We start from the raw sequence: 22622 nt of genomic DNA, 5'->3' as shown, positions 1-22622 counted from the left end.
TCACTCGGCTAGCGCCATGACCGGCCTTCCATCCCGCGGGGATGCCCTGCTCACTTTTGAAGCCCTCGCAGAGGGCCAGCTGATCAGGCGTTACAAACGCTTTCTGGCCGATGTGGAACTCAGCGACGGGCAGGTGATCACCGCCCACTGCGCCAACACCGGCCCGATGACCGGCGTGCTGATCCCAGGCCAACGGGTGCGGGTGCGGCATGCTCCCTCCCCGAAACGGAAACTGGCCTGGACATGGGAACAGGCGGAAGTGACCGGCGCCGATGGATCACCCTGCTGGGTCGGCATCAACACCGCCCTTCCCAACCGACTCATTCGAGCCACGATCGATGCAGGTTGCCTTGCCGAAGAGCTCGGGACGATCGAGAGCATCCGAGCCGAAGTCGCCTATGGAAAAAATCGTCGCAGTCGCATCGACCTGCTGCTCACACCTGCGGCCGACAATCCGGATCAGCGGCCGATCTACGTCGAAGTGAAGAACACCACCTGGACCGATGGCACCCTGGCTCTGTTTCCGGACACGGTGACCGAACGGGGGCAGAAACACCTAGTGGAGCTGATGGACCTGCTGCCTGAAGCCCGTGCGGTGCTGGTGCCCTGTCTCAGTCGAGCCGATGTGACATCGTTCGCCCCGGGAGACGCGGCTGATCCTCGCTACGGCGACTTGTTCCGTCAGGCCCTTGACCGCGGGGTTGACGTCCTCCCCTGCTGTTTTCGTTTCGAATCGAACCAGATTCGATGGGAAGGCCTGCGGCATCTCAAGCCAGTTTGAAATTTGGTATCAACACAAACATTTAGGGGCCCGTCCCGCGGGCAGCGTGACCATGTTCGCCTGAATACAACTCCAGGCGCGTTCAGCAGCTCTGCACTTTCGTTCATGACAACTGCCTTCCAGGCGCCGCCAAAGCGGCGCATCAAGACGCTTCAGGAGGCCAGCCTTCTTGAGGGCCCGATGCTCCTCCTTCGCAGCATCCGAGGTTTCAGCTCCAACCGTTCACTGGTTTGGTTGGCCTGTGCGCCAATGGCCCTGATGGGCCTCGGCATCTTCACCTTCGCCGCCAAAGCAGAAGAACTGCCCGAACTCAACGCAGCCTTTCTGGCCAACAACCTCTGGCTTCTGGTCGCCACGATTCTGGTGATCTTCATGAATGCCGGCTTCGCCATGGTGGAAGCCGGCATGTGCCGCCAAAAGAACGCCGTCAATATCCTGTCCAAGAATCTGTTCGTGTTCGCCCTCGCGGTGACTGCTTACTGGTTCTGCGGTTACGCACTGATGTACGGCGACGCGATCATTCCTGGCTGGTTGTTTTTCAATCAACTGTTCTTCGACCCCACCGTTTCAGCCGAAACGATCACCGATGCCGGACTGGTTCCGACCGTTGATTTCCTGTTCCAGTCGGCCTTCGCCGGCACTGCCGCCACGATCGTTTCCGGTCTTGTGGCCGAGCGGATCAAGTTCGGCGAATTCGTGATTTTCGCCCTGGTCCTCACCGCCTTCATCTATCCAGTTGCCGGCAGCTGGGAATGGAACGGTGGCTGGCTGAACAGTGTGGGCAGCGTCGAATTCATCGACTTTGCTGGTTCCTCAATCGTGCACTCCGTCGGAGCCTGGGCAGGCCTCGTCGGCGCCATGCTGCTCGGACCCCGGATCGGCAAGTATGTCGGCGGAAAGGTGCAGGCCATTCCCGGCCACAACATGTCCATCGCCACCCTCGGCGCCCTGATTCTCTGGATCGGCTGGTACGGCTTCAACCCCGGTTCCCAGCTCGCCATGGACCAGTGGGTTCCCTACGTGGCTGTGACCACCACCCTCGGCGCTGCCGGCGGTGCGATCGGTGCCACGGTGATTTCCACGATCACCTCCAAGAAGCCTGATCTCACCATGATCATCAACGGCATCCTGGCTGGCTTGGTGAGTGTGACGGCCGGTTGCGGCAATCTCACCCTGATGGGTTCCTGGGTTGCCGGTGCCGTTGGCGGCATCATCGTGGTCTTCTCGGTTGCCGCCCTCGACTCAGCGGGCATCGATGACCCGGTGGGAGCGTTCTCCGTCCACGGCGTCTGCGGCGTCTGGGGCACCCTGGTGATCGGCCTCTGGGGCTACGACATCCAGGGCGACGGCTCACCTCTCGGACTGCTTGTTGGTGGTGGCATTGAGCAACTCGGCATCCAGGCTCTAGGCACCGCTGCCTACGCCATCTGGACTCTGGTGACCTGCTTCATCGCCTGGAAAGTCATCGGCGGACTGTTCGGCGGCATCCGCGTCACCGAACAGGAAGAAACCGAGGGCCTGGACATCGGCGAACATGGCATGGAGGCCTACGCAGGCTTCTCCACCATCAACAACTGATTTTCCCTTCGGGATTCACTCCAAGCCCGGCCTTCAGCCGGGCTTTTTTTGTGTTCCAGACGCAGCAGGCCCCATAGAGTCGTTTCACACCAGCGCCCGCCATGGACACCCACGCCTTCAAGCGCTCACTTCACCACTCCGAGCGCTACAACCGGCGTGGCTTCGGTCGAGCCGAAGAGGTCGCCGAGAGTCTGGAACAGGCCTATCAGAGCGGCCTGATCGGAACGATCCGGGATAACGGCTACCGCCTGACCCACGGGCGGCTCACCGTGCGTCTGGCCGAAGCCTTCGGTTTCTGCTGGGGCGTGGAGAGAGCCGTCGCCATGGCTTATGAGACGCGGCGTCACTACCCGAAGGAACGCTTGTGGATCACCAACGAGATCATCCACAACCCCTCCGTGAATGATCATCTGCGTGAGATGGATGTGCAGTTCATCCCTGTCGAGCAGGGAGTGAAGGATTTCTCCGGGGTGACCTCCGGTGACGTGGTGATCCTGCCGGCCTTCGGAGCAACGGTTCAGGAGATGCAGCTGCTTAACGAGCGGGGCTGCCACATCGTCGACACCACGTGCCCCTGGGTCTCCAAGGTCTGGAACACGGTGGAAAAGCACAAGAAGCACACCTTCACCTCGATCATTCACGGCAAGGTGAAGCACGAGGAAACCCTGGCCACGAGCTCTTTTGCCGGCACCTACCTCGTGGTGCTGGATCTGGAGGAAGCGCAGATTGTGTCTGACTACATCCTCGGTAACGGCAATCGGAACGACTTCATGGAGCGCTTCGCCAAGGCCTGCTCACCCGGTTTTGATCCGGACCAGGATCTCGACCGACTCGGCGTCGCCAACCAGACCACGATGCTGAAGAGCGAAACCGAAGAGATCGGACGACTGTTCGAGCGGACGATGCTCAGCAAATACGGTCCGACCCACCTGAACGACCACTTCCTGGCTTTTAACACCATCTGTGACGCCACACAGGAGCGTCAGGACGCCATGTTCTCCCTGGTGGACGAACCCCTGGATCTGATGGTGGTGATCGGTGGCTTCAACTCGTCCAACACCACCCACCTGCAGGAAATCGCTGTCAGCAGGGGTATCCGCTCGTTCCACATCGACACACCCGATCGCCTCGACGCCGAGACCAACTCAATCGAACACAAACCCCTGTCGATGGATCTGTGCCTGAACGGTGATTTCCTGCCGGCAGGCCCTGTCACCGTCGGGATCACCTCAGGAGCGTCGACACCCGATCGAGCCGTGGAAGAGGTGATCGAGAAACTGATGAAGCTCAGCGAGGCCTGAGCTTCATAAACCCTTTACATTTGGCGTCGATTCATGTGCCGACACCGGCATTTCGTTCTCAGTGGTGCTCTTGTCGCACTCCGACACAGACAATCTGCGTCAGTCGGCCGACCCCCAGGTCCGTTGCTACACCAGCAGCTTCTCCGACAGGATGGAGATGCTCGCTCCGACCGCCGTCGTGGCGGACTACCTGGACCGGCATGAGGTCTGGTTCGAGCGCTGCGCCGCACCGATCCAGGTGAAATGCCTCGACCAGCAGTCCTACGGACTGACCCTGGGACGCTTCGGCAATTTCGGCTTCGAGATCGAGCCCACCATCAGCCTCCGGCTGCTGCCCCAGGATCAGCTGATCTACAGGATCGAGACCACTCACCTGGCGTGGGGGGATCCGACGCTCAGAAACCATTACGAAGTCGACTTCCAGGCCCGCATGGAGCTGAAACCCTGGGCGGAGGCTGAGGGCATGGATCCCGGTCTTGCCACCGCCGTGAGCTGGGATCTCGATCTGTCCGTCTGGATCCGGCTTCCGAAGGTCATCACCGTGCTTCCCGAAGGACTGGTGCAATCGAGTGGCGATCATCTGCTGCGTCAGATCGTGCGACAGGTCTCCCGTCGTCTGACCTGGAAAGTTCAGGAAGACTTTCACGCCCAGTACAGCCTGAAATGCCCGCCAAGACGGCGGGCAGCCTTCTAAAACAGCAGTCAATGGGGCCTAAGTCACAGGCTTGAGCTTGTATCCACACACGAGGCTCATATCCAAAGGCAACCGCTTGGACGCAGTGCTTGATTGATATAAACCCTGGCCTGAATCACGACATCAGCAAGGGGAACTCCATGGACCAATGCCGCCGTGATCGCAGCACTGAGAGTGCATCCCGTTCCATAGGTGTGCGGTGCGGCAATCGCAGGTTGCGATTGCCAGATGCCAGCTCCATCGCAAGCAGCAAAAAAATCCTTGCCCACCAGACCAGCCACGCCACCACCTGTGATGAGCAGTGCGTTGGTTCCACGGTCCAAGAGGGACTGAGCCGCGCACTCCACATCGACCTGGCTAGTGATCTCGCGTTCCGCAAGAAGAGCCGCCTCATGAAGATTGGGTGTCATTAATATGGCTAACGGAAACAGGAGTTGCTGACACTTCGCGACTGCATCCGTACAAAACAGACTCCACAAGATCTGAGAACTACAACATCCTCGTCTCTAAGGCAGGGATGACAGGATCCGAAAGGACAGCCACAGCCTGCTGGCCGACCGAATCACAACTGAGGTGCTCAACATGCGTGACACCAAGACTGTTTTGGGCCGTAACGCAAATAATCACTGGAACGCCATGGACATTGAAGCCCTGAAAGGCTTTGAGATCCGTCTGGATACCAGAACCACCAGACAAATAGTTTCCTCCAATAGCCAGAGCTGATAAGCAACGCTTATTTCAGTCCACCACTGATCGGCATGCCACAAATCGGGTATTTACTGATTCACATTGTGCACATCAGACATGAAATTCACCATAAACGCTTCGAGCTCTACAGCCTGCACGAGCAGTTTTCGACACCACCATCAAAACCCATCCTCTTCACAGTGTTCAATACAATTTGAACGGTCGTGAAGAACAAATTATCACCAATCATGGTGATAAAAATTCGATATGAGCATGTGGGGAGTTAGGATCCATCCTATAGGATTAACTAGACTATCAACTAACAACGCGCATCCTTTTACAGTCGTCAATTCATCACATCGAAAATGTCCAACTGGAGCGAGCAACTGCAAGACATCGGCTTCGAGAAGACGAAGAAGGCCGATGGTACCGTGAGTTACTGCTACAAAGCCGCCCATCGACGGAGCTCCTTCTGGACCCAAATTACGGTGAAGCAAGTTGATCGGCCCAATCCAAGCTCATGGCAGGTGACCTATGCACGCTCTGAGATACACATCGGCATCTGGAAAATCCACAACGCAGTCAGCAATATCAAGGTTATTGTGTACGCAAATTCCAGCTCAATGCTCGACGAAATCAAAGCAAACATGCAATGCAAACCAAACTTTTTACTTAAAATCAGCAACTGATATAGCGGGCTCCTCCATCAAAGAGACTGACGCAAAGATGTATTCCGAAAGAAATTACACACAACATGGCTGCAAGAGCGCCATAATGCAGGAAATTTTATAGAGTATGCCCTCCAAGACCATCAATTCCAAATTGATCAACATCAGTTTGCTCGCCTTGCGTTTGTTCGCATCGATACTGATGGTTCACCACGGACTTGAAAAGCTATCTGATGTTGAAGGTTTCACCACGTTTGTTGTTGATGAATACTTTCCATATCTTCCTTTTGATCACAGCCTGTGGACGATTGCCGCTGCATACACCCAGATGTTCGGATCAGCATTACTACTGATCGGCTTAGCCACGCGAGTATCCGCGATCAGCCTGGCATCCACCATGGTGTTTGCTCTGCTGTTTCACAGCATGGACACAGGTCTGCAGGGCGCTCCCTTTGGCATTGTCGAAGCCCACAATTATGAATACGAAACATCGGCCCTTTACTTCGCAATTTTCTCGGTCCTAGCTTTACTCGGCGGAGGCATCTTTAGCGTTTCCACTGTGTTGAAATCGTCAGTTCCGACGCGTCTCCAACCTTGGGTATGAAACCTGAATGATCAAACGTCCCCGCCTGGATATTAAGACCTTTGAACTTGCACTCAACAATGCTGGTCTGGATCCGTACGAGCTGGAGATTATCGAACACATCCGCTACATCGGAATCTTCGACGAGCTTTCATTGAGGAAATCGCTTGCACTTCCTGCCAAGCCACCGGCCCTTTATCGGCTCAACAAAGCCTGTCAAAAAATTGCTGCACAGCTACCGCAACAGGCACAGCTACTAATGGAATGGTCTGCTGGACAGAGTCCGGATCAGATCAGCTGGACAGGCAATCTGGTTTGCAGCATCGGGTTCAACGCCGACGGAGAAAGACTCGAACCAGAATCGGGTACAGTTCTTTATCACACGTTTGTTATTCATAAAGAACTGTTCAATGGACTTGGTGACGACTGACCAGTCGTTTTGAACAGATCACTGACAGCCAAGTCATGACCACTTAACGGCTTCTTGGGAAGATTCTGAAGTCTCAAAAGGAAGCTTGAGTTCAAGAATCGCAAGATTCAGCGACAGTGTAATCAGAGTGGCGATGAGCACCCCGTAAGCGTGGATCAAATATCCATAGACAACCCACCAGAAACATCCGCTGCAAAAGGCAACCAAAAGAACAAAGTATCCATCTTAAGCATTCTGGTTTTCCATATTTTCAAGACCTTAGGAATAAAAGTGCCCGTCAAAAGAAGCGCCGCCACAGAAGCGAAGACTTCAGCAATCATCACTCAAATTCAAAAGCACGAAGCCAATAAATTCATAGCAAGCGCGCAAAGAACAAAATGCATTATCTTCCACAAATAGACATCTAATTTAATAATCTCATACCATTGAAGGCCCATGGGGTTCATCAACAAAACGTCGACCAAAAAGCAGATTCATTCGTAGATTGCATAACATAACCGAGTCAAATAAACACCTTGCCTCGGACCGAAATCATTCATAATCACGTATATTGAGCATTTTTCATGCGTTTCACAATCATTTACGCATCAGCAACTGGCCATACAGAAGATATAGCGGAAAGGCTAAACAGACTGCTACCAGGTTCGGAATTGAAAAATCTTGATAGAATTGATTTCACGAAAGAAATAGAAAAGGCAGAGGCATTAATTTGTTGCACTCCAACCTGGAATACTGCCTCTGACGTTAAAAGATCTGGCACCACATGGGATGATCATATAGACAATATCCCTCACCTAGAACTTAAAGATAAACCCATTGCTATTGTGGGATTGGGTGATTCAGCTGCTTTCAGTAAATATTTCTGTGATGCGATGGAAGAGCTGTACAGATCATTCGAATCTGCAGGAGGTCGAATGATTGGCCATGTATCTATTGAACAATATATTTTTGACAAATCTAAAAGTGTGATCGGCGAAATGTTCTGCGGACTTCCCATCGACGAAGATAACGAATCAGAAAAAACTGATGATCGCCTGCAAGCCTGGGCAAGAATCATCCTTGAAGAGGCAAGCTCAACATAACTTGGACAAAAACTTTGAGCAATTTCACACATTCAGCCCAAGCAAATTACATTCCAATTCTGCTATGTGAAAACCACATTAATTGCACTTTCTCTTGTTTTTTGTTAGATAAAATCAACTGTCACTCTGTCGCCAACTGAGTAACAGCTGGGGCCTTCACCACAATAATAGCCAGCAATTCAATCGGTCAAGCTTTTATCTCTTGAGCAGCTAAAAGAAGAGATAAAAAGTACGTTGTTTTAAAATATCTAGAAATATAAAATTCTTAACGGCATTCTCATGGATCCAAGATGTTTGCATACAAGAGTGAGCATGTTAGCTGGGCCAGAATATATCCTCAAACTATTTTCCAGACTATAAGATTAAAATTTACTATACAAAACGAATTCAATTTTAGCTCAAGGCTCAAGCAGGGTGGATTATTAATTTCAAGGCCAAGAGATCAGTATGATTAAAATGCATGAAAGGCATGTATATGGCAAACGACTGGCTTCAACCAAGGGGCCCATTGCTTAGTGATTATATTCAAATAAATTATAATCTAGCTTGCATTACATTGTTAACCAAGAACGAACTTGGCTAGGAAAAAATTCAATCCATATCATCACATCATTGCTAATGGCCGCGCCAAATCCGCATTGTTTGATCCATGCTTATCTAGATCAAGGCATCATCCAGATTGACCTAAAACTGAACGCTCTCTTCACCCAAAAGCTGTTGTCAAGGAAGCCAGTTAGATACAATATCAAAGCGAATCGCGCCTTACAATTTGACTGAAAGAAAGCGCTAAATAATTTAAAAGCTTTTCAAGACGGATTCAGACCCAAATGCCAAAGCAAGTAAACCTCCAATCAACCGCAAACAAAGCAAACATTTTTTAATGCAAGCTAATTCTCACTTACAACTTATCGGGTGGCATGTGGGGCGAAGCGAAGCAGAAGGTTCAGACCAATGAACAACATTCGATTCTTCAGACCCATCACAGCCATACCACCCAGCGTTCCGAGGGGCGTCACGTCAGGAAGAATTCAGCCCCAGAAGCTGTCAGGATGGGGAAACTTGTTCGGCAAAAGATCTTTGCGTTGTCCTGGACTACAGGTGCGCGTTTTCTTGGCCTTGATCCTCAATTCAAATCCGGTGCATCGAGTGAGATCCATCCTCATTCCAACAAGAGGATTTGAATGCCCCCCATGAGTGAGCTGCCCACCACGTCAGCGGGCAGCCTTCTAAATGGGCTTCAGCGGTTGGTCCAGATCTTGTTAACGATCTCCATGCCGCTGACGGCTTGCCAGAGAAACAGCGTCATCATGCCCATGTTCAAACCCACATGGGCCTTGCGGGCGATCAAATTGCCACGTTGCATCAACGGTGAAAGAGACGCAGCAACAGCAATCATTCCGGTCATGGCCAGACCAACCAGCAAATGCGGCCCGACAAACAACTTGCCGTTATTCAGATACGTCACGGCTATACCACCCAGGGTGCCGAGAGTCATCACGGCCAGCAGGATGCTGCCCCAAAGGTAATGGCGCTGGGCAAACTTTTTCGGCACGAGATTTTTACGCTGCTCTGGCGAACCAGTGCGCGTCTTTTTGGCCTTGATCCCCAAGTACAAAGCCCAGCCGCCTGCTGCAAGCAGGGACCATTCCATGAGCGGATGCACAAAGTTCAGGCTGAAGGGAAGCGTGGCCAGCATCGAGCGTTTTGGAGCGACCGTCCGAGGCTAGGGGTCGACGGTCCCTGACCTGTGTCAGTGCAGAAAATGGCGGCGTCCTGTTAGCAGCATCGTCATCCCGAGCTCATCACAAGCCTGAATGGACTCCGCATCCCTGAGACTGCCGCCGGGATGAATCACGGCCGCGATGCCATGCTCCGCAGCAAGACGGACGGTGTCGTCAAACGGGAAGAATCCATCGCTGGCCAGTACTGAGCCGGCGGCCTTGTCCCCCGCGGCCTCCAGCGCGAGTCGGGCGGAACCCACCCGGTTCATCTGACCGGCTCCGATCCCAAGGCTCTGGCCGTCCCTGGCCACGACGATGGCATTGGAGCGCACATGGCGCACGAGGCGCCATGCGAACTCCAGATCCCGTTTCTCCTGGTTGGAGGGCGGTCGCTGCGTGGCCACGGTCCAGGTGTCCGGCTCACAGGGACGATCGTCCAGATCCTGAACCAGCAGACCGCCGAGAATGCTGCGGACATGATCAGGGCCAGCAGCATCCACGGCCGCGGCAGACAGCTCCAGCAATCGAAGATTCGGTTTCGACGCCAGGATTTCCCGTGCGTCAGGACTGAAGCCAGGGGCCACGACACATTCCAGAAACAGGCTGGTGAGCTCGCGCGCTGCCGCAGCCTCCACCAACCCGTTGATCGCGACGATCCCCCCGAACGCGCTGATGCGATCACCATCGAGGGCCCTTGTGAGTGCCAGCGGCACCGCGGCGGCCACCCCCACCCCACAGGGATTGGTGTGCTTCACCACCACGGCAGCGGGCTGCTGGGCCGGATGCTTGCCATCAGAGCCGTAACCGAACTCTCGAACCGTGGCCAGGGCCGCCTCCAGGTCCAGAAGGTTGTTGGTGCTCAGTTCCTTGCCCTGCAACTGGATGGCACCACCCCAGCCCTGCTTCGCATGGCTGTACCAGCAAGCCATCTGATGCGGATTTTCGCCGTAACGAAGGGTCTGCCTCAAAGGAACAGCCTCGAGCCAGGGGCTCTCTTCAAGGGACACCTGCCCTGACATCCAGCGGCTGATGGCGGTGTCGTAGGCGGCTGTGTGCTGAAAGGCCTCTAAGGCCAGCTGTCGGCGCAGGTCCTGCGGCACACCGTGTCGGCTTTCATCCATGGCAGCCAGCACCCGGTCGTACTGATCAGGGCTGGTGAGAACCGCCACATCGGCATGATTCTTGGCAGCAGCACGAACCATGGCCGGACCGCCGATGTCGATGTTCTCGATCGCCATCGCCCAGGTGACGTCCGGCTTGGCGATCGTTTCCCGGAAGGGATAGAGATTCACCACCACCAGATCAATGGCAGGAATGTTCTGCTGCTGGAGATCGGCCTGATGGGCGGGATCATCCCGCCTGGCCAGGATGCCTCCGTGAACACGCGGATGCAGGGTCTTCACCCTCCCACCGAGAATCTCTGGTGCTCCGGTGTGCTCGGAAACCCGCGTAACAGGCAGTCCTGCCTGCTCAATCACCTTGGCCGTTCCACCGCTGGACAGCAGCTCGTAGCCATGCCGGCGGTGCAGAGCTTCAGCAAGAGGCACCAGACCGGTCTTGTCGGAGACACTCAGCAGAGCGAAAGGAGCCATCAGGGCCAGGCTGCGCAGTCATGAGCCAACCTACGCAGCAGTGATCCGGCGTCTCCATGCATCACCGCATCGTGCTGCTGCATGGCTGGGGAGCCGATGCCGATGATCTGCGTCCGATTGGTGAGGCTCTCGCAGACGAACATCCATCGCTGTTGGATGTGATCTGCCTCTCGGCACCGGAAGCCCGTCCCGAAGCATCAGGTCGTCAGTGGTACGACCTCTTCCCCCCGCGGTGGGACAGCGTGCCTGAGGCGGTGGATCTCCTCCGCCGGCGTCTCCTCGATCTCGCCGACAGCGATCATCCCCTGGACAAGACCGTCCTGATGGGATTTTCCCAGGGTGGTGCCATGAGCCTGGACAGCGGCTGCTCTCTGCCGTTGGCAGGGGTGATCTCATGCAGTGGCTACCCTCATCCCGATTGGCAACCACCTCAAAACCACCCTCCCGTTCTCCTGCTCCACGGGTCAGGGGATCCGGTGGTTCCCGTGACAGCCATGGAGTCGATCTGGGAGCGGCTGCAGGGGGATCGACGTCAGCGAGTCACGTTCCAGGACGGTCACACGATTCCCCATGCCGCGCTGCTGCCGATGCAGAACTTTCTCGGCAGCGTGCTCTGAGAACTCAGACGAAGGCGTACTCGTATTCCTCCATCTCCTCCCAGTCGTCCGCTGCCATATCGAGACCTTCAAACAGGGTGTCTTCGCCGACGGAATCAACGATGGAGCGCAACGAAGGAAACAGGAAGTGGTTCTCTTCGGCGTACTGGGCGCTGAACAGGCCCTTTTCGCCCCAGAAGAAACGGTCGGTGGTGTGCTCGTTCCGGCGCACATTCAAGAGTGCGGGTGGAACAAGACCGGCCTCGGCGATGTAGCGGCGTGCCGCGGTCACAGGCTTGTACTCACCGGTTTCCAGGTGATGGGTGGCCACATGCGCCAAAACCCGCTGTCCGGCGAGACGACGACGACTGATGCGCTTGCGCTTCTTGGACATGAACGGGATCCGGGGTGAGGGTTACTGGGGAATGTGTGGACAAGACGGTTATGAACCGGAGACGCCTGAGCCTGTCCGGGCACTGCGCGTGATGGATCTCGACGCAGGAACGTCATGAGCCGCGTCATGCAACGGTGAAGGACTTGCCGTCACCATCGGAAGAACACCAACACTCCAGCAATGCCGGAGCCGGCACCCAGCAAAGAACGCTTCAGTCTCTGCTGTAGCTTTGGTTGCGGTAGAAAAGCAACCCTTGCGAGTGTTGATGGACACACGCTCATGCTGAGCGGTGTCTCGGCCAATATAAGTATCTTAAGACTTTTCCCAGATTTTTCAAGTCCCCTTAGCCAACCGCCTGCGGTTCTGTCGTCATCCGCCCATCTGTACCCATGCAGCTGACGGATCGCTTTTTTGGTTTTGCCGATCAGCAGCTTGAGGGGGTCTCAGGTGGTTCGGGGCTGCGCCGTCTCGGGCTGTATCTGAGTCAGCCCGCGGCGGATCAAAGCCCCTCCCTCGTCCTGATCCGCCAGTGGTCCATCGATGACCGGCAGCTGCCGCCCGCCGACAACGATCCTGAACTGCGCCTGCCTGCCCGCGGGCGTCGCTGGTACCCCCTACAGGACGGCGATCTGATCCTCGGAGCACTGCGGGCTGATCTGGATCCCAGAGAGGATTGGACCGCGGATCTGGATGCCCGGCTTCGCCTCTGTGCCGGAGCGATCAGCCACGGCCTCTCCAGAGAACTGGAATGTCTTCAGCTGCGTGACCAGCTGACGCAGCAGAAGGATCAGCTCCGCACACTGATCCATCAGCTGCGGAATCCCCTGGCGGCGCTGCGCACCTATGCCCAGCTGCTGCTCCGCAGGCTTGAAGCGGACAGTCAGCACCGTTCCCTTGTGGAGGGGGTGTTGACGGAACAGAACCAACTCGGTCGTTACATCGATGCCCTTGCCGGTCTGGGAGGACCGACACTTCCTGCCAACGGTGATCCTTCCGCGCCACTCCTGCTGCCGCCCGGCCCAGCCGAATCCGACATCACCCTCAAGGAACGGCTAATTCCGCTGATCGAACGGGCGAAAGCCATGGCCAATCTTCAGGGACGGCCCTGGTCTGGGCCTGAGCAATGGCCCGCGTGGTCCGAACAGACCACGGGCGGGGCTGCGGTGAGTGAGATCGTTGCCAACCTGCTGGAGAACGGATTCCGCTACAGCCCCCCGGGCTGTGCCATCGGTCTGGCCCTGATGGAGGACGGTCTCGCGGTGTGGGATGCCGGACCACCCATCGCGGAACATGAGCGCAGCCGAATCTTCGAGCGGGGCGTGCGCGGAGAGGCCGGACAGGAACGGCCAGGAACAGGTCTGGGCCTGTCCCTGGCCCGGCATCTGGCAGAGCGGAACGGCGGAAGCCTGCAGCTGTGCGTGAGGCCCGGCGACCAGCCTGTGGTCTCTCCAAGTTCTGATCTACCGGCGCTTGGCAACCTGTTCAGGCTGACGTTGCCGCCGGTATCAGTGAGAGAACCAAAAGCGTGAAGCCCTCGGTCAGCACCAGCGAGGCCCCGTAAGAGTCACCCGTGTGACCGCCGAGCCGTCGTCCGAGTCGATCAGCACAGAGGACGGCGACAGGCAGACCCACCAGGGCCGAAACAGGATCTGAGAGCCATGCCAGAAGGGGCAGCGCCAGCAGTGCCGGGACCGCATCCAGCCACGGGCGGCCATGCTGCCGATGGAAGGCAGCGGAACCCTCCGACCGCAGATAGTCGAACCGCGCCATCGCCCAGAGCGGCGCCACCCGCGCCCAGAACCCCGTCAACAGCAGCGCGATGGGAGCAGAGGCTCCCAATTGGATCAGCGCAGCCACCTCAAGGAAGAGCAGCATCACCAGCGCCAGAACACCGCTGGCACCGACACGACTGTCCTCCATCGCGATCAGACGACGCTCCGCCCCTGCGGCCAGACCATCGGCGGTGTCCATCAACCCATCGTGATGCAGCCCCCCGCTGAGCCAGATCCCAACGGCAAGCACCAGCGGAGCCAGCGCGATCGGCGACCAGCCCAGCTCTGTCAGCACCCACCAAAGAGCTGCCTGCAAGCTGCCGAGCAGAAGGCCGATCCAGGGAGCGAAGCGAGCGATGCGTCTGAACCGTGGCGGCGGCCATGGCCAGGCCGGCAGCACGGTGTAGAAAATCCAGGCTCCGGAGAGATCCGCAAGCCAACAGGGCGGGGTCCGCGCGATGGCCATGCCGGGTGGGTCAGCTCTCACCGTAGGTTCAGCGCAGGGGTGCCACGGACTTGTTCGGCTTCCAGATCACAGCGCATTGCCCGCGGACAGCTGCCCGCTGCGGCCGCTTCACAACGCCTCACGGGGTGGTTCAGACCCCTCGGTTCATGCCGGTGGGGACCCTGGCGACGGTGAAGGGCGTCAGCACCGGGCAGCTGCAGGAGACCGGCGCCCAGATGGTTCTCTCCAACACGTACCACCTGCATCTCCAGCCGGGGGAGGACATCATTGCCGAGGCGGGTGGTCTCCACCGCTTCATGGGCTGGAGCGGTCCGATGCTGACCGATTCAGGCGGCTTCCAGGTCTTCAGTCTCGGCGATCTGAACCGCATCGATGACCGTGGAGTGGTGTTCCGGAACCCGCGCGATGGACGGATCATCGACATGACACCCGAACGCGCCACATCGATCCAGATGGCGCTCGGTGCCGATGTGGCCATGGCCTTCGATCAGTGCCCTCCTTATCCGGCCACAGAAAATGATGTGGTGGATGCCTGCCGGCGCACCCACAGCTGGCTGGAACGCTGCGTCAATGCCCACACCCGTGAGGATCAGGCCCTCTTCGGCATCGTCCAGGGCGGTTGTTTCCCCCATCTGCGACGGGAGAGCGCCCGCGCGGTCTCGGCCTTCGAACTGCCGGGCATCGCTGTCGGTGGGGTGAGTGTCGGAGAACCGGTGGAGGAGATGCACCGGATTGTGAGGGATGTCACCCCTCTACTCCCCGTGGACCGCCCGCGCTACCTGATGGGAATCGGAACCCTGCGCGAGATGGCCTTGGCTGTGGCGCACGGCATCGACCTGTTCGACTGCGTGCTGCCCACCCGGCTGGGCCGTCATGGCACGGCCCTGGTGGGAGGCGAACGCTGGAATCTTCGCAACGCGCGCTTCCGCCATGACCACACTCCCCTCGATCCAAGCTGCCGCTGCATCGCCTGCACAGGCCACACGCGGGCCTACCTGCACCATCTGATCCGCAGTGACGAATTGCTCGGTCTGACCCTGTTAAGCATCCACAACATCACCCAGCTGATCCGCTTCACCAACGCCATGGCGACAGCCATTCAGGACGAATGTTTTTCAGAGGATTTCGCTCCCTGGGAGCCGGACTCCCCAGCTCACCACACGTGGTAGCGTCCAGCCCTCGCCCGAATCGACACCAGGGATGGCCGCTTACACCCTCGACCTGCTGGCACAGCTGCCCGAGGCCTACCAGGCCTTCTCTCCACTGATCGACATCCTGCCTCTGATTCCGGTCTTCTTCCTGCTGCTTGCCTTCGTCTGGCAAGCCTCCGTCGGCTTCCGCTGAACACCCGGTTCAGGCCCGACCCTTCCGCAGCACATCCCAGACGAAGGCCGGCAGTGAAAGCATGCGACGCCAGCGGCTCGGTTCCTGAAGCAGCCGGTAGAGCCACTCGATCTGCCATCTGCACATCCAGGCGGGAGCACGACGTTTGACGCCTGCCCAGACGTCAAAGCTTCCCCCAACACCCATCCAGACACCACTAGCGCCCTGGCAGACCCGCTGGGACCAGGTTTCCTGGCGAGGCACGCCAAGGGCGATCAGCACAAGATCCGGCTTCAGGTCCCGCAGTTCAGCCTCAAGACCCGGCCAGGCCTCGGCAGGCTGGTAGCCGTCCACCGCCAAGGCCAGATTCAGGCCAGGAAGGCGCTGCGGCAGGTCCCGCCGCAGGACATCCATCACAGCAGGCGCTGATCCCACAAGGGCCACCCGCCATTGATGAGCCGCTGCATAGCGAAGCAAGCTCCAGGACAGCTCGATCCCGGCGCTCTTCACCACGTTCACCCCCTGCAGCGACAGGGCCCAGACCACTCCGGCACCGTCCGGAATCACAAGATTCGCCGTGGCGATGGCCTGGCCAAGCTCCGGGTTGGCACGGGCCGCCATGGTCATCTCGGCATTGAGCGTCACAATGCGGCCGCCACCGGCGGCATGAAGTCCGACCGCAGCCGCACGCACATCGCGACAGGCATCGACGGGAACTCCGAGAACGCTGCAGCGGCGACGGTCGTCGGGGTTGGTGCTCACGGGATCGATCACCGAAGGGCGGCGTTGGAGAATTTAAGGATGGTGGTGGAGCGGCTCATGGTTGTGTCGGCAACGGAGACCATCAGCGACCCAAGCCAGAGCGACCGGATCCTGGAGCAACTGGATCGATCGATCGAAAGGGTGGTGCTGCAGCGACAGGATCCGATCAGCGGACTACTGCCTGCCAGCACCGCCCACACCGTCCACGGCGATTACGGCGATGCCTGGGTGCGGGACTGCGTCTATTCCATCCAGTGCGTGTGGGGACTTGCCCTCGCCCACCGACGACGTCATGGCGCGCGCTGCAGTCGGGCCTGGGAGCTGGAACAGCGGGTGCTGGCCCTGATGCGGGGTCTGCTGCGATCGATGATGCGGCAGGCCGGAAAAGTGGAGCGGTTCAAGAGCAGCCTCGACCCCGGCGACGCCCTCCATGCCAAATACGACAGCCGCAGCGGTGAGCCCGTGGTGGCCGATCACGCCTGGGGTCATCTGCAACTGGATGCCACCTCGCTCTATCTGCTGCAGCTGGCCCAGCTCACCCGCGGCGGTCTCCCCGTCATCCAGAGCATGGATGAAGCGGACTTCATTCAGAACCTGATCTATTACGTGGCGAGGGCCTACAGGACCCGCGACTACGGCATCTGGGAACGGGGTGACAAGGGAAACCATGGTCTGCCGGAACGCAACGCCAGTTCCATCGGAATGGCGAAAGCCGCCCTGGAGGGGCTCGAGGGGTTGGACCTCTTCGGCCACCACGGTGACGGCAGCCGTCAACTGCTGATTCCTCAGGGAGCCATCGTGCGGCTGAGACGGGCGCTTGAGAGCCTTCTCCCCCGGGAATCGGCCAGCAAGGAAGCCGACAGTGCCTGCCTCTCAGTGGTGGGCTACCCCGCATGGGCGGTGGAAGACCGCTCTCTGATCGAGCGAACGGTGCGACGGATCCGACGGGAACTCGGCGGTGCTTACGGCTACAAGCGGTTCCTTCGCGACGGTCACCAGACACCGGTGGAGGACGTTTCACGACTGCATTACGAGCCGGAGGAGTTGTCGGCCTTCGAGGGGATCGAATCGGAATGGCCGCTGTTCCTGGCCTTCGAACTGGTGACGGCCTGCTGTGAAGAACGGTGGGACGACGCCCGCCGCTGGCGAGCCCGACTCACCCCCTTGGCGGTGGAGCAGGACGGGGAGCAGCTGTTCCCGGAGTTGTACCGGGTACCCGACGACAAGGTGGACCAGGAACGACAGGTCCCCGGCAGTCAGCCCCGCCAGGCGAACGCCAACCTGCCGCTGATCTGGACCCAGAGCCTGGTCTGGGTGGGAGACATGCTGCTCGCACGACTGATCACGCCGGAGGAACTGGACCCCTGCGAACGGCGTTCACCCACCACCCTTGGAGCCGAAGCGGTGCTGGTCGCCATGGCTGCCGAGACACCATCTGTGCTGGAGGCGCTGATGGCAGCAGGTCTGTCGGTGGACGGCGGCGGCGACGTGACGGTGCGGGCCTCCGCCGAGCTCAGTGACGATCTCTGTGTGCTGGGAAGCAACGCCAAGCTCGGGCTCAGTGGTCAGCCGGGACAGCGCATTGAAACCGAGGAAACCGCCCGGTTTTACCGCCGGCGGGGCATCGCCATGGCCCATACGGCTGCGGTGCTGGAGGACAGCAACAGCTATCTGGCCGATGACCCGTTGCAACTGGCGGACACCGTTGTGGATGAACTGCATCTGCTCCAGCGCCACTGGCGTGGGGAGGGTCTGCCGCTGCTTCTGATCCCGGTCGGAGCGGAAGCGCTGCAACGCCACCCGGAGGCCTTCCTGAAACTCGGTCATACCCTGCAGTCGGGTGAGATCGCCGGAATCCCGGTCCGGTTCGACCGGCTGAGCGAGCTGGCGCCTCACGGACAGTGGCAAGCGCTTCCAGAACCCTCAGATGCACCGACCAGGCAGCGGCGCGTCCGCGACCAGTCACCACCGCTGCTGCGCGACGCCACCGATCTCAGGGACCTGACGGCCGCCGAGGAGCAGGAACTGGATGAGACCTCGATCGAAGAACTGCAGATTCGGCTCTGGAACAGCGCTTCTCTGCACGAGCAGGCCGAAGTGCTCGAACTGCTGCAGCAGCGACAGGGCGGCGGTGGGATCCAGGGGACCAAGCAGGGGGTGCCCGTGGATATCAATGCGCTGTTGGACGAGGTCTATCACCGGGGGCTTCATTGCGGAGACTGGAGTGTCGTGCGTCGCTGCGCCGGCGCCATGGGAATGGTGCATCCCCAGCTGGAGGATGCCCTCACCGATCTGCTGGTCCGTCAGAAGCAGGTGGTCGTCGGTCGCAACTACACCGCCGACTCCCGATTGAGCGCACCGCAGGACAGCAGTGCGATCGCGGCTCTGATCGATCGCACCAGCGGCCGCGACGGTCGCGAACGGATGCTGGAACAGGAACTGCTGCTCGCCCTCGACAGCGTGGCCCGACGCGAGCCCGATCTTCTCAAGGGCAGCCTGACGCTCCAGCTCGGACAACTGCTGCTGCTGCTCACCTCGGAACTGGCCGCCGAGCAGCAGCTCAGTCAAGACGAAGCCTTCGAAACACTCTGCAACGAGGCACCGCACGCGGTCCGCTGTCGTCTGCGTGCCGTGTTGACGGACGTGGATCACGCCCGCGCGGCACTGAAGCGGGGCGAACAGCTGCATGTGAGCGGCCGCGTGCAGTGGAAGGTGCCTGATCCGCTGGCGGAGCCTCCCAGCAGTGGGGACTGGTTGCAGCACCGCATCCGACTCGGGACGCTGCAAAGGGTTCCCCGCGATTTCTACGCCGGCATCTGGTCCCTGCTGCAGCACTGCCGCGGCCTCGTGATCGGGGACAAGCTGGAACGCCGCAACAGACTCAACAGCCGTCTGATCCTGGAAAAGACAGCTGGGGAACGCAACTTCGCCACCCAGGTCGAGCACCTGCTGAGCCGGATCACGGCTCCGGAGTACCGGCAGCTCTGCACCGAATGCCTGCTCTCCCTGATGGCCTTCGTGGAGGCCAACCCGGAGGTGCGATTCGAAGACGATCTCGCCCTGGATGTGGTGATCGGCCATGCCGTGCGTGTGGGTTGGCAGCAAGGCCACCCTGAGCAGGACCCCAGCTCCTACGCACAGCACAAAGCCATGGCCTGGGGTCAGTTCTACGGCTCCTCCCCGGATGTGTGTCGCCGCTGGCAGATCGCAGCCCTGCGGGAACTGGCGGAACAGGAAGGGCTGGTGTGATCGGAGATCAGATCGGATCAGTCAGCGGCACGCCCATATCGGGATGCTCGACCGCCTGCTCGATCAGGTCCGCCAGTCGCAGTGCCCTGGACGCCTGCTGACCATCCACGGCCGGGGTCTCCCTGCCCCGGACGCACTGCAGGAAGTGTTCCAGTTCGGCGTAGAGCGGCTCGATCGACGTGGTGCTCACCTCCTCGATGAAGCCGTCATTTCGGTACAGGAGCTCGCCATGGTCCGCGGAATACCACTCATGGGCGCGGCGATGGATGTGAAGGGTGTGGTTGAGAAAATCCGTCTCCACGAGGCTCGAGCGGCAATGCGCACTGAGGCTGCGGATCTTGCGGTGACTCATCTTGCTGGCGGTGAGACTGGCCACGACGCCGTTGTCGAAACCGAGGGTGGCGTTGACGTAATCGATCGGGCCTTCGGAACTGCGACCTCCGGCCGCAGCGAGACGCACCACCGGAGCCTGGGCCAGCTCCAGCACGAGATCGATGTCGTGAATCATCAGGTCCAGAACGACCGAGACGTCATTGGCTCGATCGGCATGAGGACTGTGGCGGCGCCCTTCCAGGACCACCACCTCCTCATTCGCCACCACCTTCGTGAGTTCCCGGAACGCGGGGTTGAACCGCTCGATATGGCCAACCTGGAGCAACCGGCCGGCACGCGTGGCCGCCTCGATCAGAGCTGAAGCTTCATCCTGGCTGGCCGCGATCGGCTTCTCGATGAGAGCGTGAAGGCCGGCATCAAGGCAGGCCATGCCGACGGAATGATGCAGAAGGGTCGGAACCGCGATACAGACAGCCTCCACCTCCGAAAGCATGGTCCGGTAATCCGCGAACCAACGACAACCGAACTGCTCGGTTGCCAGCTGTCCCCGCGCCGCATCCGGATCGGCCACACCCACCAGATCCGCATCCTTGAGCAGGCTCAGCACCCGGGCATGGTGCCAACCCATGTTGCCAATACCTATCACCCCGACCTTCACCGGAACCATGGGGTCGGGAGACATCAGCGAGCCCTGGACGCAGGGGGAGATTATCGGGGATTCACTTGTCATCCTGAGTCTGATCCGGCAGGACCAGACGGACCCGCTCGATCCGCGGCCCGGCCATGGCTGTGATTTCGAACTGAAGACCGTTGAAGCGCAGTGCTTCTCCGGGGGACGGGATGTGCTGCAGCCGCTCCAGCAGGAACCCCGCCAGCGTGTGATGGTCGTCTGCCTCTGGCAGCTCGAGGTTCAGCTGGCGGTTCAGCTCGAAAATCTCAAGATCACCCGCCACCAGCCAGATCCCCGGTTGATCCTCAACCGGATGCAACTCGGGCTCATGGGGGTCGTGCTGCAGCTCGTCCCCCACGATCTCACCGGTGAGATCCGCGGCGGTGACCAGACCCTCGGTACCACCGTGTTCATCCACCACAAGAATCAGAGGCTGCCCGCTGCGGATCATCGGCAGCAGTTCAGCGAGGGTGCTGGTCTCCGGCACGCGCACGGCTGGCTGCAGATAGGGCTCCAGGGGAGACTCGGCAACCAGTTCACCCCGGGAGATCGGTGCCGCCATCTGACGTAGATCGAGAATCCCCCTGACGTCATCCAGCGACTGCCCGATCACCGGGAAACGGGCATGGCGCGTGTGGTGGACGGCTTCCATCATCTGAGCGAACCGCACATCCACCGGCAGGGTCACCATCCCCGACCGCGGAACCATGACCTCACGGACCTGGGTATCGCGCAGCGCGAAGACCCCCTCGAGGATGTTGCGCTCGTCCGGGAAGAGACCCGTGACCCGGCCGGATTCGATCAGTGTTTCCAGCTCCCCGGCCGAGAGCACCGGCACCAGCGCATCCCACTGGGGCGCCAGTCCTGCCAACCGCAGCAGAAGTGCCGACAGCGATTCCAGGACATTGATCAGCGGGGACAGACAGCGCATCACCGTCTCCAGGACAGGAGCCAGCCGCAGTGCCGCCGACTCGGGACGATTGAGCACCCAGGCCTTCGGCAAGAGACCGGCAACGAGCGTTGCGCTCAGAACGATTGTCAGAAACAGCCCCGTATCCAGCCAGACAGCGCCGGCAGTTCCGTCCGGCCAGAGCCGCATGCCGAGTCCACGACCAGCCCAGCCGAGCGCGACGATGGCGAGAGTTGCTCCCAGCTGGGACACCATCAGAGCCCGTTTGAGGTGACGCTGCAGGCGCTGAACAGCGGACGCGCCGCGCAGCCCTTCCTCCACCAGCACCTCAACACGGCTGGGTCGCAACCGCAGCAGTGCGATTTCGGCAGCGGCAAAGAAAGCCGGCAGGACCATGAGCAGGACCAGCAGGAACAGCCGCATCAGAAGAAGTGGATGGGGGTCGCGAGGATCGAACTCGCCTTAGGCGAATTATGAGTTCGCTGCATTCACCAGATTGCTAGACCCCCGGGGTCCTGCCTGAGTGTTACCACAATGGAGCTGTCCCTGGGACGCTCCCGGATAGACCAGCATGGAATCCATTCGGCAGATCCATGGTCCTCCAGGGAATCGCAGGACTCTGCTGCTCCAGCAGAGCAGCCGTGGTGTTGTGAATCGCACTGCTGTCCCAGATGATCGTCTGATCTGGGAATCCCAGGCCCATCCATCGGTTGCCATCCGTTCCACCAAGAGCGAAACCGAACAGGTCAGTGATCTGATGCATCAGATCGATCCCCCTGGCATAGGGAGCTGTCCAGGTGAAGAAGCGTTGAGTGACCAGCTCTGAGGTGGACTGAACCGGCTCGCAGACCGTGACCTCCACCGGGGCCGTTCCTGGCTCTCCGACCTCCAGGGAGCTGCTGCAGAGGACGGGACCTGCCTGGACTGGAAGAGCAGCCACCTGAATCAGGATCAGCAGAAACGGAACCGAGAGCAGCCGCTGCATCGCGGGACGTCATGCCTGATGAGCGCAAACTAAGGAACGTTGTTG

General features: G+C 59.2%; 24 protein-coding genes and 1 tRNA gene. 13 read left to right on the top strand and 12 right to left on the bottom strand.

Features of this window, described 5'->3' with window-relative positions; all coding sequences use genetic code 11:
- Positions 1–16: 16 nt before the first annotated feature.
- From sfsA to SynA15127_RS01335, 4 genes are all read left to right on the top strand, one after another.
- On the top strand, positions 17–781 hold the full coding sequence (gene sfsA, locus SynA15127_RS01350; RefSeq protein WP_186484720.1) for a DNA/RNA nuclease SfsA: 765 nt from the start codon (positions 17–19) through the stop codon (positions 779–781).
- Between the two features lie 105 nt (positions 782–886).
- On the top strand, positions 887–2359 hold the full coding sequence (locus SynA15127_RS01345) for an ammonium transporter (RefSeq protein WP_186484719.1): 1473 nt from the start codon (positions 887–889) through the stop codon (positions 2357–2359).
- A 101-nt stretch (positions 2360–2460) separates the two neighbouring features.
- On the top strand, positions 2461–3660 hold the full coding sequence (locus tag SynA15127_RS01340; protein WP_186484718.1) for a 4-hydroxy-3-methylbut-2-enyl diphosphate reductase: 1200 nt from the start codon (positions 2461–2463) through the stop codon (positions 3658–3660).
- Positions 3661–3721: 61 nt separating this feature from the next.
- The gene (locus tag SynA15127_RS01335; protein WP_186484717.1) at positions 3722–4354 is read left to right on the top strand and encodes a DUF1997 domain-containing protein; all 633 of its coding nucleotides are present in this window, start codon (positions 3722–3724) and stop codon (positions 4352–4354) included.
- A gap of 56 nt (positions 4355–4410) precedes the next feature.
- On the opposite strand, the gene SynA15127_RS01330 is transcribed toward SynA15127_RS01335, so the two are convergent.
- Both SynA15127_RS01330 and SynA15127_RS13655 read right to left on the bottom strand, forming a co-directional pair.
- Positions 4411–4833, bottom strand: a complete 423-nt coding sequence (locus tag SynA15127_RS01330; RefSeq protein ID WP_186484716.1) for a PfkB family carbohydrate kinase — start codon at positions 4831–4833, stop codon at positions 4411–4413.
- A gap of 10 nt (positions 4834–4843) precedes the next feature.
- A complete protein-coding gene (locus tag SynA15127_RS13655; protein ID WP_186484715.1) occupies positions 4844–5050 on the bottom strand; it encodes a bifunctional hydroxymethylpyrimidine kinase/phosphomethylpyrimidine kinase in 207 nt (68 codons plus the stop codon).
- A gap of 356 nt (positions 5051–5406) precedes the next feature.
- On the opposite strand from SynA15127_RS13655, the gene SynA15127_RS01320 reads away from it, so the two are divergent.
- From SynA15127_RS01320 to SynA15127_RS01310, 3 genes are all read left to right on the top strand, one after another.
- Positions 5407–5730 (top strand): hypothetical protein, encoded by a 324-nt coding sequence (locus SynA15127_RS01320; protein ID WP_186484714.1) that lies wholly within the window; start codon positions 5407–5409, stop codon positions 5728–5730.
- A gap of 106 nt (positions 5731–5836) precedes the next feature.
- Positions 5837–6313 (top strand): DoxX family protein, encoded by a 477-nt coding sequence (locus SynA15127_RS01315; RefSeq protein ID WP_186484713.1) that lies wholly within the window; start codon positions 5837–5839, stop codon positions 6311–6313.
- A 7-nt stretch (positions 6314–6320) separates the two neighbouring features.
- Positions 6321–6722: a hypothetical protein gene (locus SynA15127_RS01310; RefSeq protein WP_186484712.1), complete on the top strand. Its 402-nt coding sequence runs from the start codon at positions 6321–6323 to the stop codon at positions 6720–6722.
- A 155-nt stretch (positions 6723–6877) separates the two neighbouring features.
- Here the strand turns inward: SynA15127_RS01310 and SynA15127_RS01305 are convergent, their stop codons facing one another.
- A complete protein-coding gene (locus tag SynA15127_RS01305) occupies positions 6878–7042 on the bottom strand; it encodes a hypothetical protein (RefSeq protein ID WP_186484711.1) in 165 nt (54 codons plus the stop codon).
- Positions 7043–7285: 243 nt separating this feature from the next.
- On the opposite strand from SynA15127_RS01305, the gene fldA reads away from it, so the two are divergent.
- Positions 7286–7804 carry a flavodoxin FldA gene (gene fldA, locus SynA15127_RS01300; protein ID WP_186484710.1) on the top strand — a complete coding sequence of 173 codons (519 nt, stop codon included), beginning with the start codon at positions 7286–7288 and terminating at the stop codon, positions 7802–7804.
- Positions 7805–9041: 1237 nt separating this feature from the next.
- On the opposite strand, the gene SynA15127_RS01295 is transcribed toward fldA, so the two are convergent.
- Both SynA15127_RS01295 and purH read right to left on the bottom strand, forming a co-directional pair.
- Positions 9042–9500: a DUF4079 domain-containing protein gene (locus SynA15127_RS01295; RefSeq protein WP_186484709.1), complete on the bottom strand. Its 459-nt coding sequence runs from the start codon at positions 9498–9500 to the stop codon at positions 9042–9044.
- Between the two features lie 54 nt (positions 9501–9554).
- A complete protein-coding gene (gene purH, locus SynA15127_RS01290) occupies positions 9555–11117 on the bottom strand; it encodes a bifunctional phosphoribosylaminoimidazolecarboxamide formyltransferase/IMP cyclohydrolase (RefSeq protein ID WP_186484708.1) in 1563 nt (520 codons plus the stop codon).
- A gap of 56 nt (positions 11118–11173) precedes the next feature.
- On the opposite strand from purH, the gene SynA15127_RS01285 reads away from it, so the two are divergent.
- Entirely contained in the window at positions 11174–11734 is a 561-nt protein-coding gene (locus SynA15127_RS01285) for an alpha/beta hydrolase (protein ID WP_186484707.1), read from the top strand.
- Positions 11735–11738: 4 nt separating this feature from the next.
- Here the strand turns inward: SynA15127_RS01285 and SynA15127_RS01280 are convergent, their stop codons facing one another.
- On the bottom strand, positions 11739–12107 hold the full coding sequence (locus SynA15127_RS01280) for a DUF3155 domain-containing protein (protein WP_043694532.1): 369 nt from the start codon (positions 12105–12107) through the stop codon (positions 11739–11741).
- A 389-nt stretch (positions 12108–12496) separates the two neighbouring features.
- On the opposite strand from SynA15127_RS01280, the gene SynA15127_RS01275 reads away from it, so the two are divergent.
- Positions 12497–13636, top strand: a complete 1140-nt coding sequence (locus SynA15127_RS01275; protein WP_186484706.1) for a sensor histidine kinase KdpD — start codon at positions 12497–12499, stop codon at positions 13634–13636.
- Here SynA15127_RS01275 and SynA15127_RS01270 read toward each other — a convergent pair.
- Positions 13590–14345, bottom strand: coding sequence for an adenosylcobinamide-GDP ribazoletransferase (locus SynA15127_RS01270; protein WP_186484705.1), 756 nt, complete (start codon positions 14343–14345; stop codon positions 13590–13592). The two genes, SynA15127_RS01275 and SynA15127_RS01270, sit on opposite strands and share 47 nt — an antisense overlap.
- 50 nt (positions 14346–14395) lie before the next feature.
- Here SynA15127_RS01270 and tgt point away from each other — a divergent pair, with 50 nt between their 5' ends.
- Positions 14396–15514: a tRNA guanosine(34) transglycosylase Tgt gene (tgt, locus tag SynA15127_RS01265; protein ID WP_186484704.1), complete on the top strand. Its 1119-nt coding sequence runs from the start codon at positions 14396–14398 to the stop codon at positions 15512–15514.
- 31 nt (positions 15515–15545) lie between these two features.
- Entirely contained in the window at positions 15546–15689 is a 144-nt protein-coding gene (locus SynA15127_RS01260; protein ID WP_043694518.1) for a photosystem II reaction center protein K, read from the top strand.
- A gap of 9 nt (positions 15690–15698) precedes the next feature.
- Here SynA15127_RS01260 and SynA15127_RS01255 read toward each other — a convergent pair whose 3' ends face one another.
- Entirely contained in the window at positions 15699–16439 is a 741-nt protein-coding gene (locus SynA15127_RS01255; protein WP_186485516.1) for a WecB/TagA/CpsF family glycosyltransferase, read from the bottom strand.
- Positions 16440–16487: 48 nt separating this feature from the next.
- Between SynA15127_RS01255 and SynA15127_RS01250 the strand changes: the two genes are divergently transcribed.
- Positions 16488–19679 (top strand): glycoside hydrolase family 15 protein, encoded by a 3192-nt coding sequence (locus SynA15127_RS01250; protein WP_186485517.1) that lies wholly within the window; start codon positions 16488–16490, stop codon positions 19677–19679.
- A 7-nt stretch (positions 19680–19686) separates the two neighbouring features.
- Here SynA15127_RS01250 and SynA15127_RS01245 read toward each other — a convergent pair whose 3' ends face one another.
- The 4 genes from SynA15127_RS01245 to SynA15127_RS01230 all read right to left on the bottom strand — a co-directional run bounded on the left by SynA15127_RS01245 (position 19687) and on the right by SynA15127_RS01230 (position 22577).
- The gene (locus tag SynA15127_RS01245) at positions 19687–20694 is read right to left on the bottom strand and encodes a Gfo/Idh/MocA family protein (protein WP_186484703.1); all 1008 of its coding nucleotides are present in this window, start codon (positions 20692–20694) and stop codon (positions 19687–19689) included.
- A gap of 37 nt (positions 20695–20731) precedes the next feature.
- Positions 20732–22015 (bottom strand): hemolysin family protein, encoded by a 1284-nt coding sequence (locus SynA15127_RS01240; RefSeq protein ID WP_186484702.1) that lies wholly within the window; start codon positions 22013–22015, stop codon positions 20732–20734.
- A 13-nt stretch (positions 22016–22028) separates the two neighbouring features.
- Positions 22029–22101, bottom strand: a tRNA-Ile gene (locus tag SynA15127_RS01235).
- A gap of 17 nt (positions 22102–22118) precedes the next feature.
- A complete protein-coding gene (locus tag SynA15127_RS01230; RefSeq protein ID WP_186484701.1) occupies positions 22119–22577 on the bottom strand; it encodes an occludin/ELL family protein in 459 nt (152 codons plus the stop codon).
- Positions 22578–22622 lie beyond the last annotated feature (45 nt).

Origin of the sequence: Synechococcus sp. A15-127, assembly GCF_014280215.1 — a bacterium.
Lineage (GTDB): Bacteria > Cyanobacteriota > Cyanobacteriia > PCC-6307 > Cyanobiaceae > Parasynechococcus.
This window is presented reverse-complemented; position numbering and strand designations above follow the sequence as displayed.

Excerpts from the sequence above, each read along its gene's own strand:
- SynA15127_RS01245 (WP_186484703.1), bottom strand. The coding sequence starts at position 20,694 with ATGTCTCCCGACCCCATGGTTCCGGTGAAGGTCGGGGTGATAGGTATT.
- sfsA (WP_186484720.1), top strand. The coding sequence starts at position 17 with ATGACCGGCCTTCCATCCCGCGGGGATGCCCTGCTCACTTTTGAAGCC.
- SynA15127_RS01250 (WP_186485517.1), top strand. The coding sequence starts at position 16,488 with ATGGTTGTGTCGGCAACGGAGACCATCAGCGACCCAAGCCAGAGCGAC.
- SynA15127_RS01230 (WP_186484701.1), bottom strand. The coding sequence starts at position 22,577 with ATGCAGCGGCTGCTCTCGGTTCCGTTTCTGCTGATCCTGATTCAGGTG.
- SynA15127_RS01285 (WP_186484707.1), top strand. The coding sequence starts at position 11,174 with ATGCATCACCGCATCGTGCTGCTGCATGGCTGGGGAGCCGATGCCGAT.
- SynA15127_RS01275 (WP_186484706.1), top strand. The coding sequence starts at position 12,497 with ATGCAGCTGACGGATCGCTTTTTTGGTTTTGCCGATCAGCAGCTTGAG.
- SynA15127_RS01260 (WP_043694518.1), top strand. The coding sequence starts at position 15,546 with ATGGCCGCTTACACCCTCGACCTGCTGGCACAGCTGCCCGAGGCCTAC.
- SynA15127_RS01320 (WP_186484714.1), top strand. The coding sequence starts at position 5,407 with ATGTCCAACTGGAGCGAGCAACTGCAAGACATCGGCTTCGAGAAGACG.
- SynA15127_RS01340 (WP_186484718.1), top strand. The coding sequence starts at position 2,461 with ATGGACACCCACGCCTTCAAGCGCTCACTTCACCACTCCGAGCGCTAC.
- SynA15127_RS01345 (WP_186484719.1), top strand. The coding sequence starts at position 887 with ATGACAACTGCCTTCCAGGCGCCGCCAAAGCGGCGCATCAAGACGCTT.
- SynA15127_RS01310 (WP_186484712.1), top strand. The coding sequence starts at position 6,321 with ATGATCAAACGTCCCCGCCTGGATATTAAGACCTTTGAACTTGCACTC.
- fldA (WP_186484710.1), top strand. The coding sequence starts at position 7,286 with ATGCGTTTCACAATCATTTACGCATCAGCAACTGGCCATACAGAAGAT.
- SynA15127_RS01270 (WP_186484705.1), bottom strand. The coding sequence starts at position 14,345 with ATGGCCATCGCGCGGACCCCGCCCTGTTGGCTTGCGGATCTCTCCGGA.
- SynA15127_RS01280 (WP_043694532.1), bottom strand. The coding sequence starts at position 12,107 with ATGTCCAAGAAGCGCAAGCGCATCAGTCGTCGTCGTCTCGCCGGACAG.
- purH (WP_186484708.1), bottom strand. The coding sequence starts at position 11,117 with ATGGCTCCTTTCGCTCTGCTGAGTGTCTCCGACAAGACCGGTCTGGTG.
- SynA15127_RS01240 (WP_186484702.1), bottom strand. The coding sequence starts at position 22,015 with ATGCGGCTGTTCCTGCTGGTCCTGCTCATGGTCCTGCCGGCTTTCTTT.
- SynA15127_RS01315 (WP_186484713.1), top strand. The coding sequence starts at position 5,837 with ATGCCCTCCAAGACCATCAATTCCAAATTGATCAACATCAGTTTGCTC.
- SynA15127_RS01295 (WP_186484709.1), bottom strand. The coding sequence starts at position 9,500 with ATGCTGGCCACGCTTCCCTTCAGCCTGAACTTTGTGCATCCGCTCATG.
- SynA15127_RS01305 (WP_186484711.1), bottom strand. The coding sequence starts at position 7,042 with ATGATTGCTGAAGTCTTCGCTTCTGTGGCGGCGCTTCTTTTGACGGGC.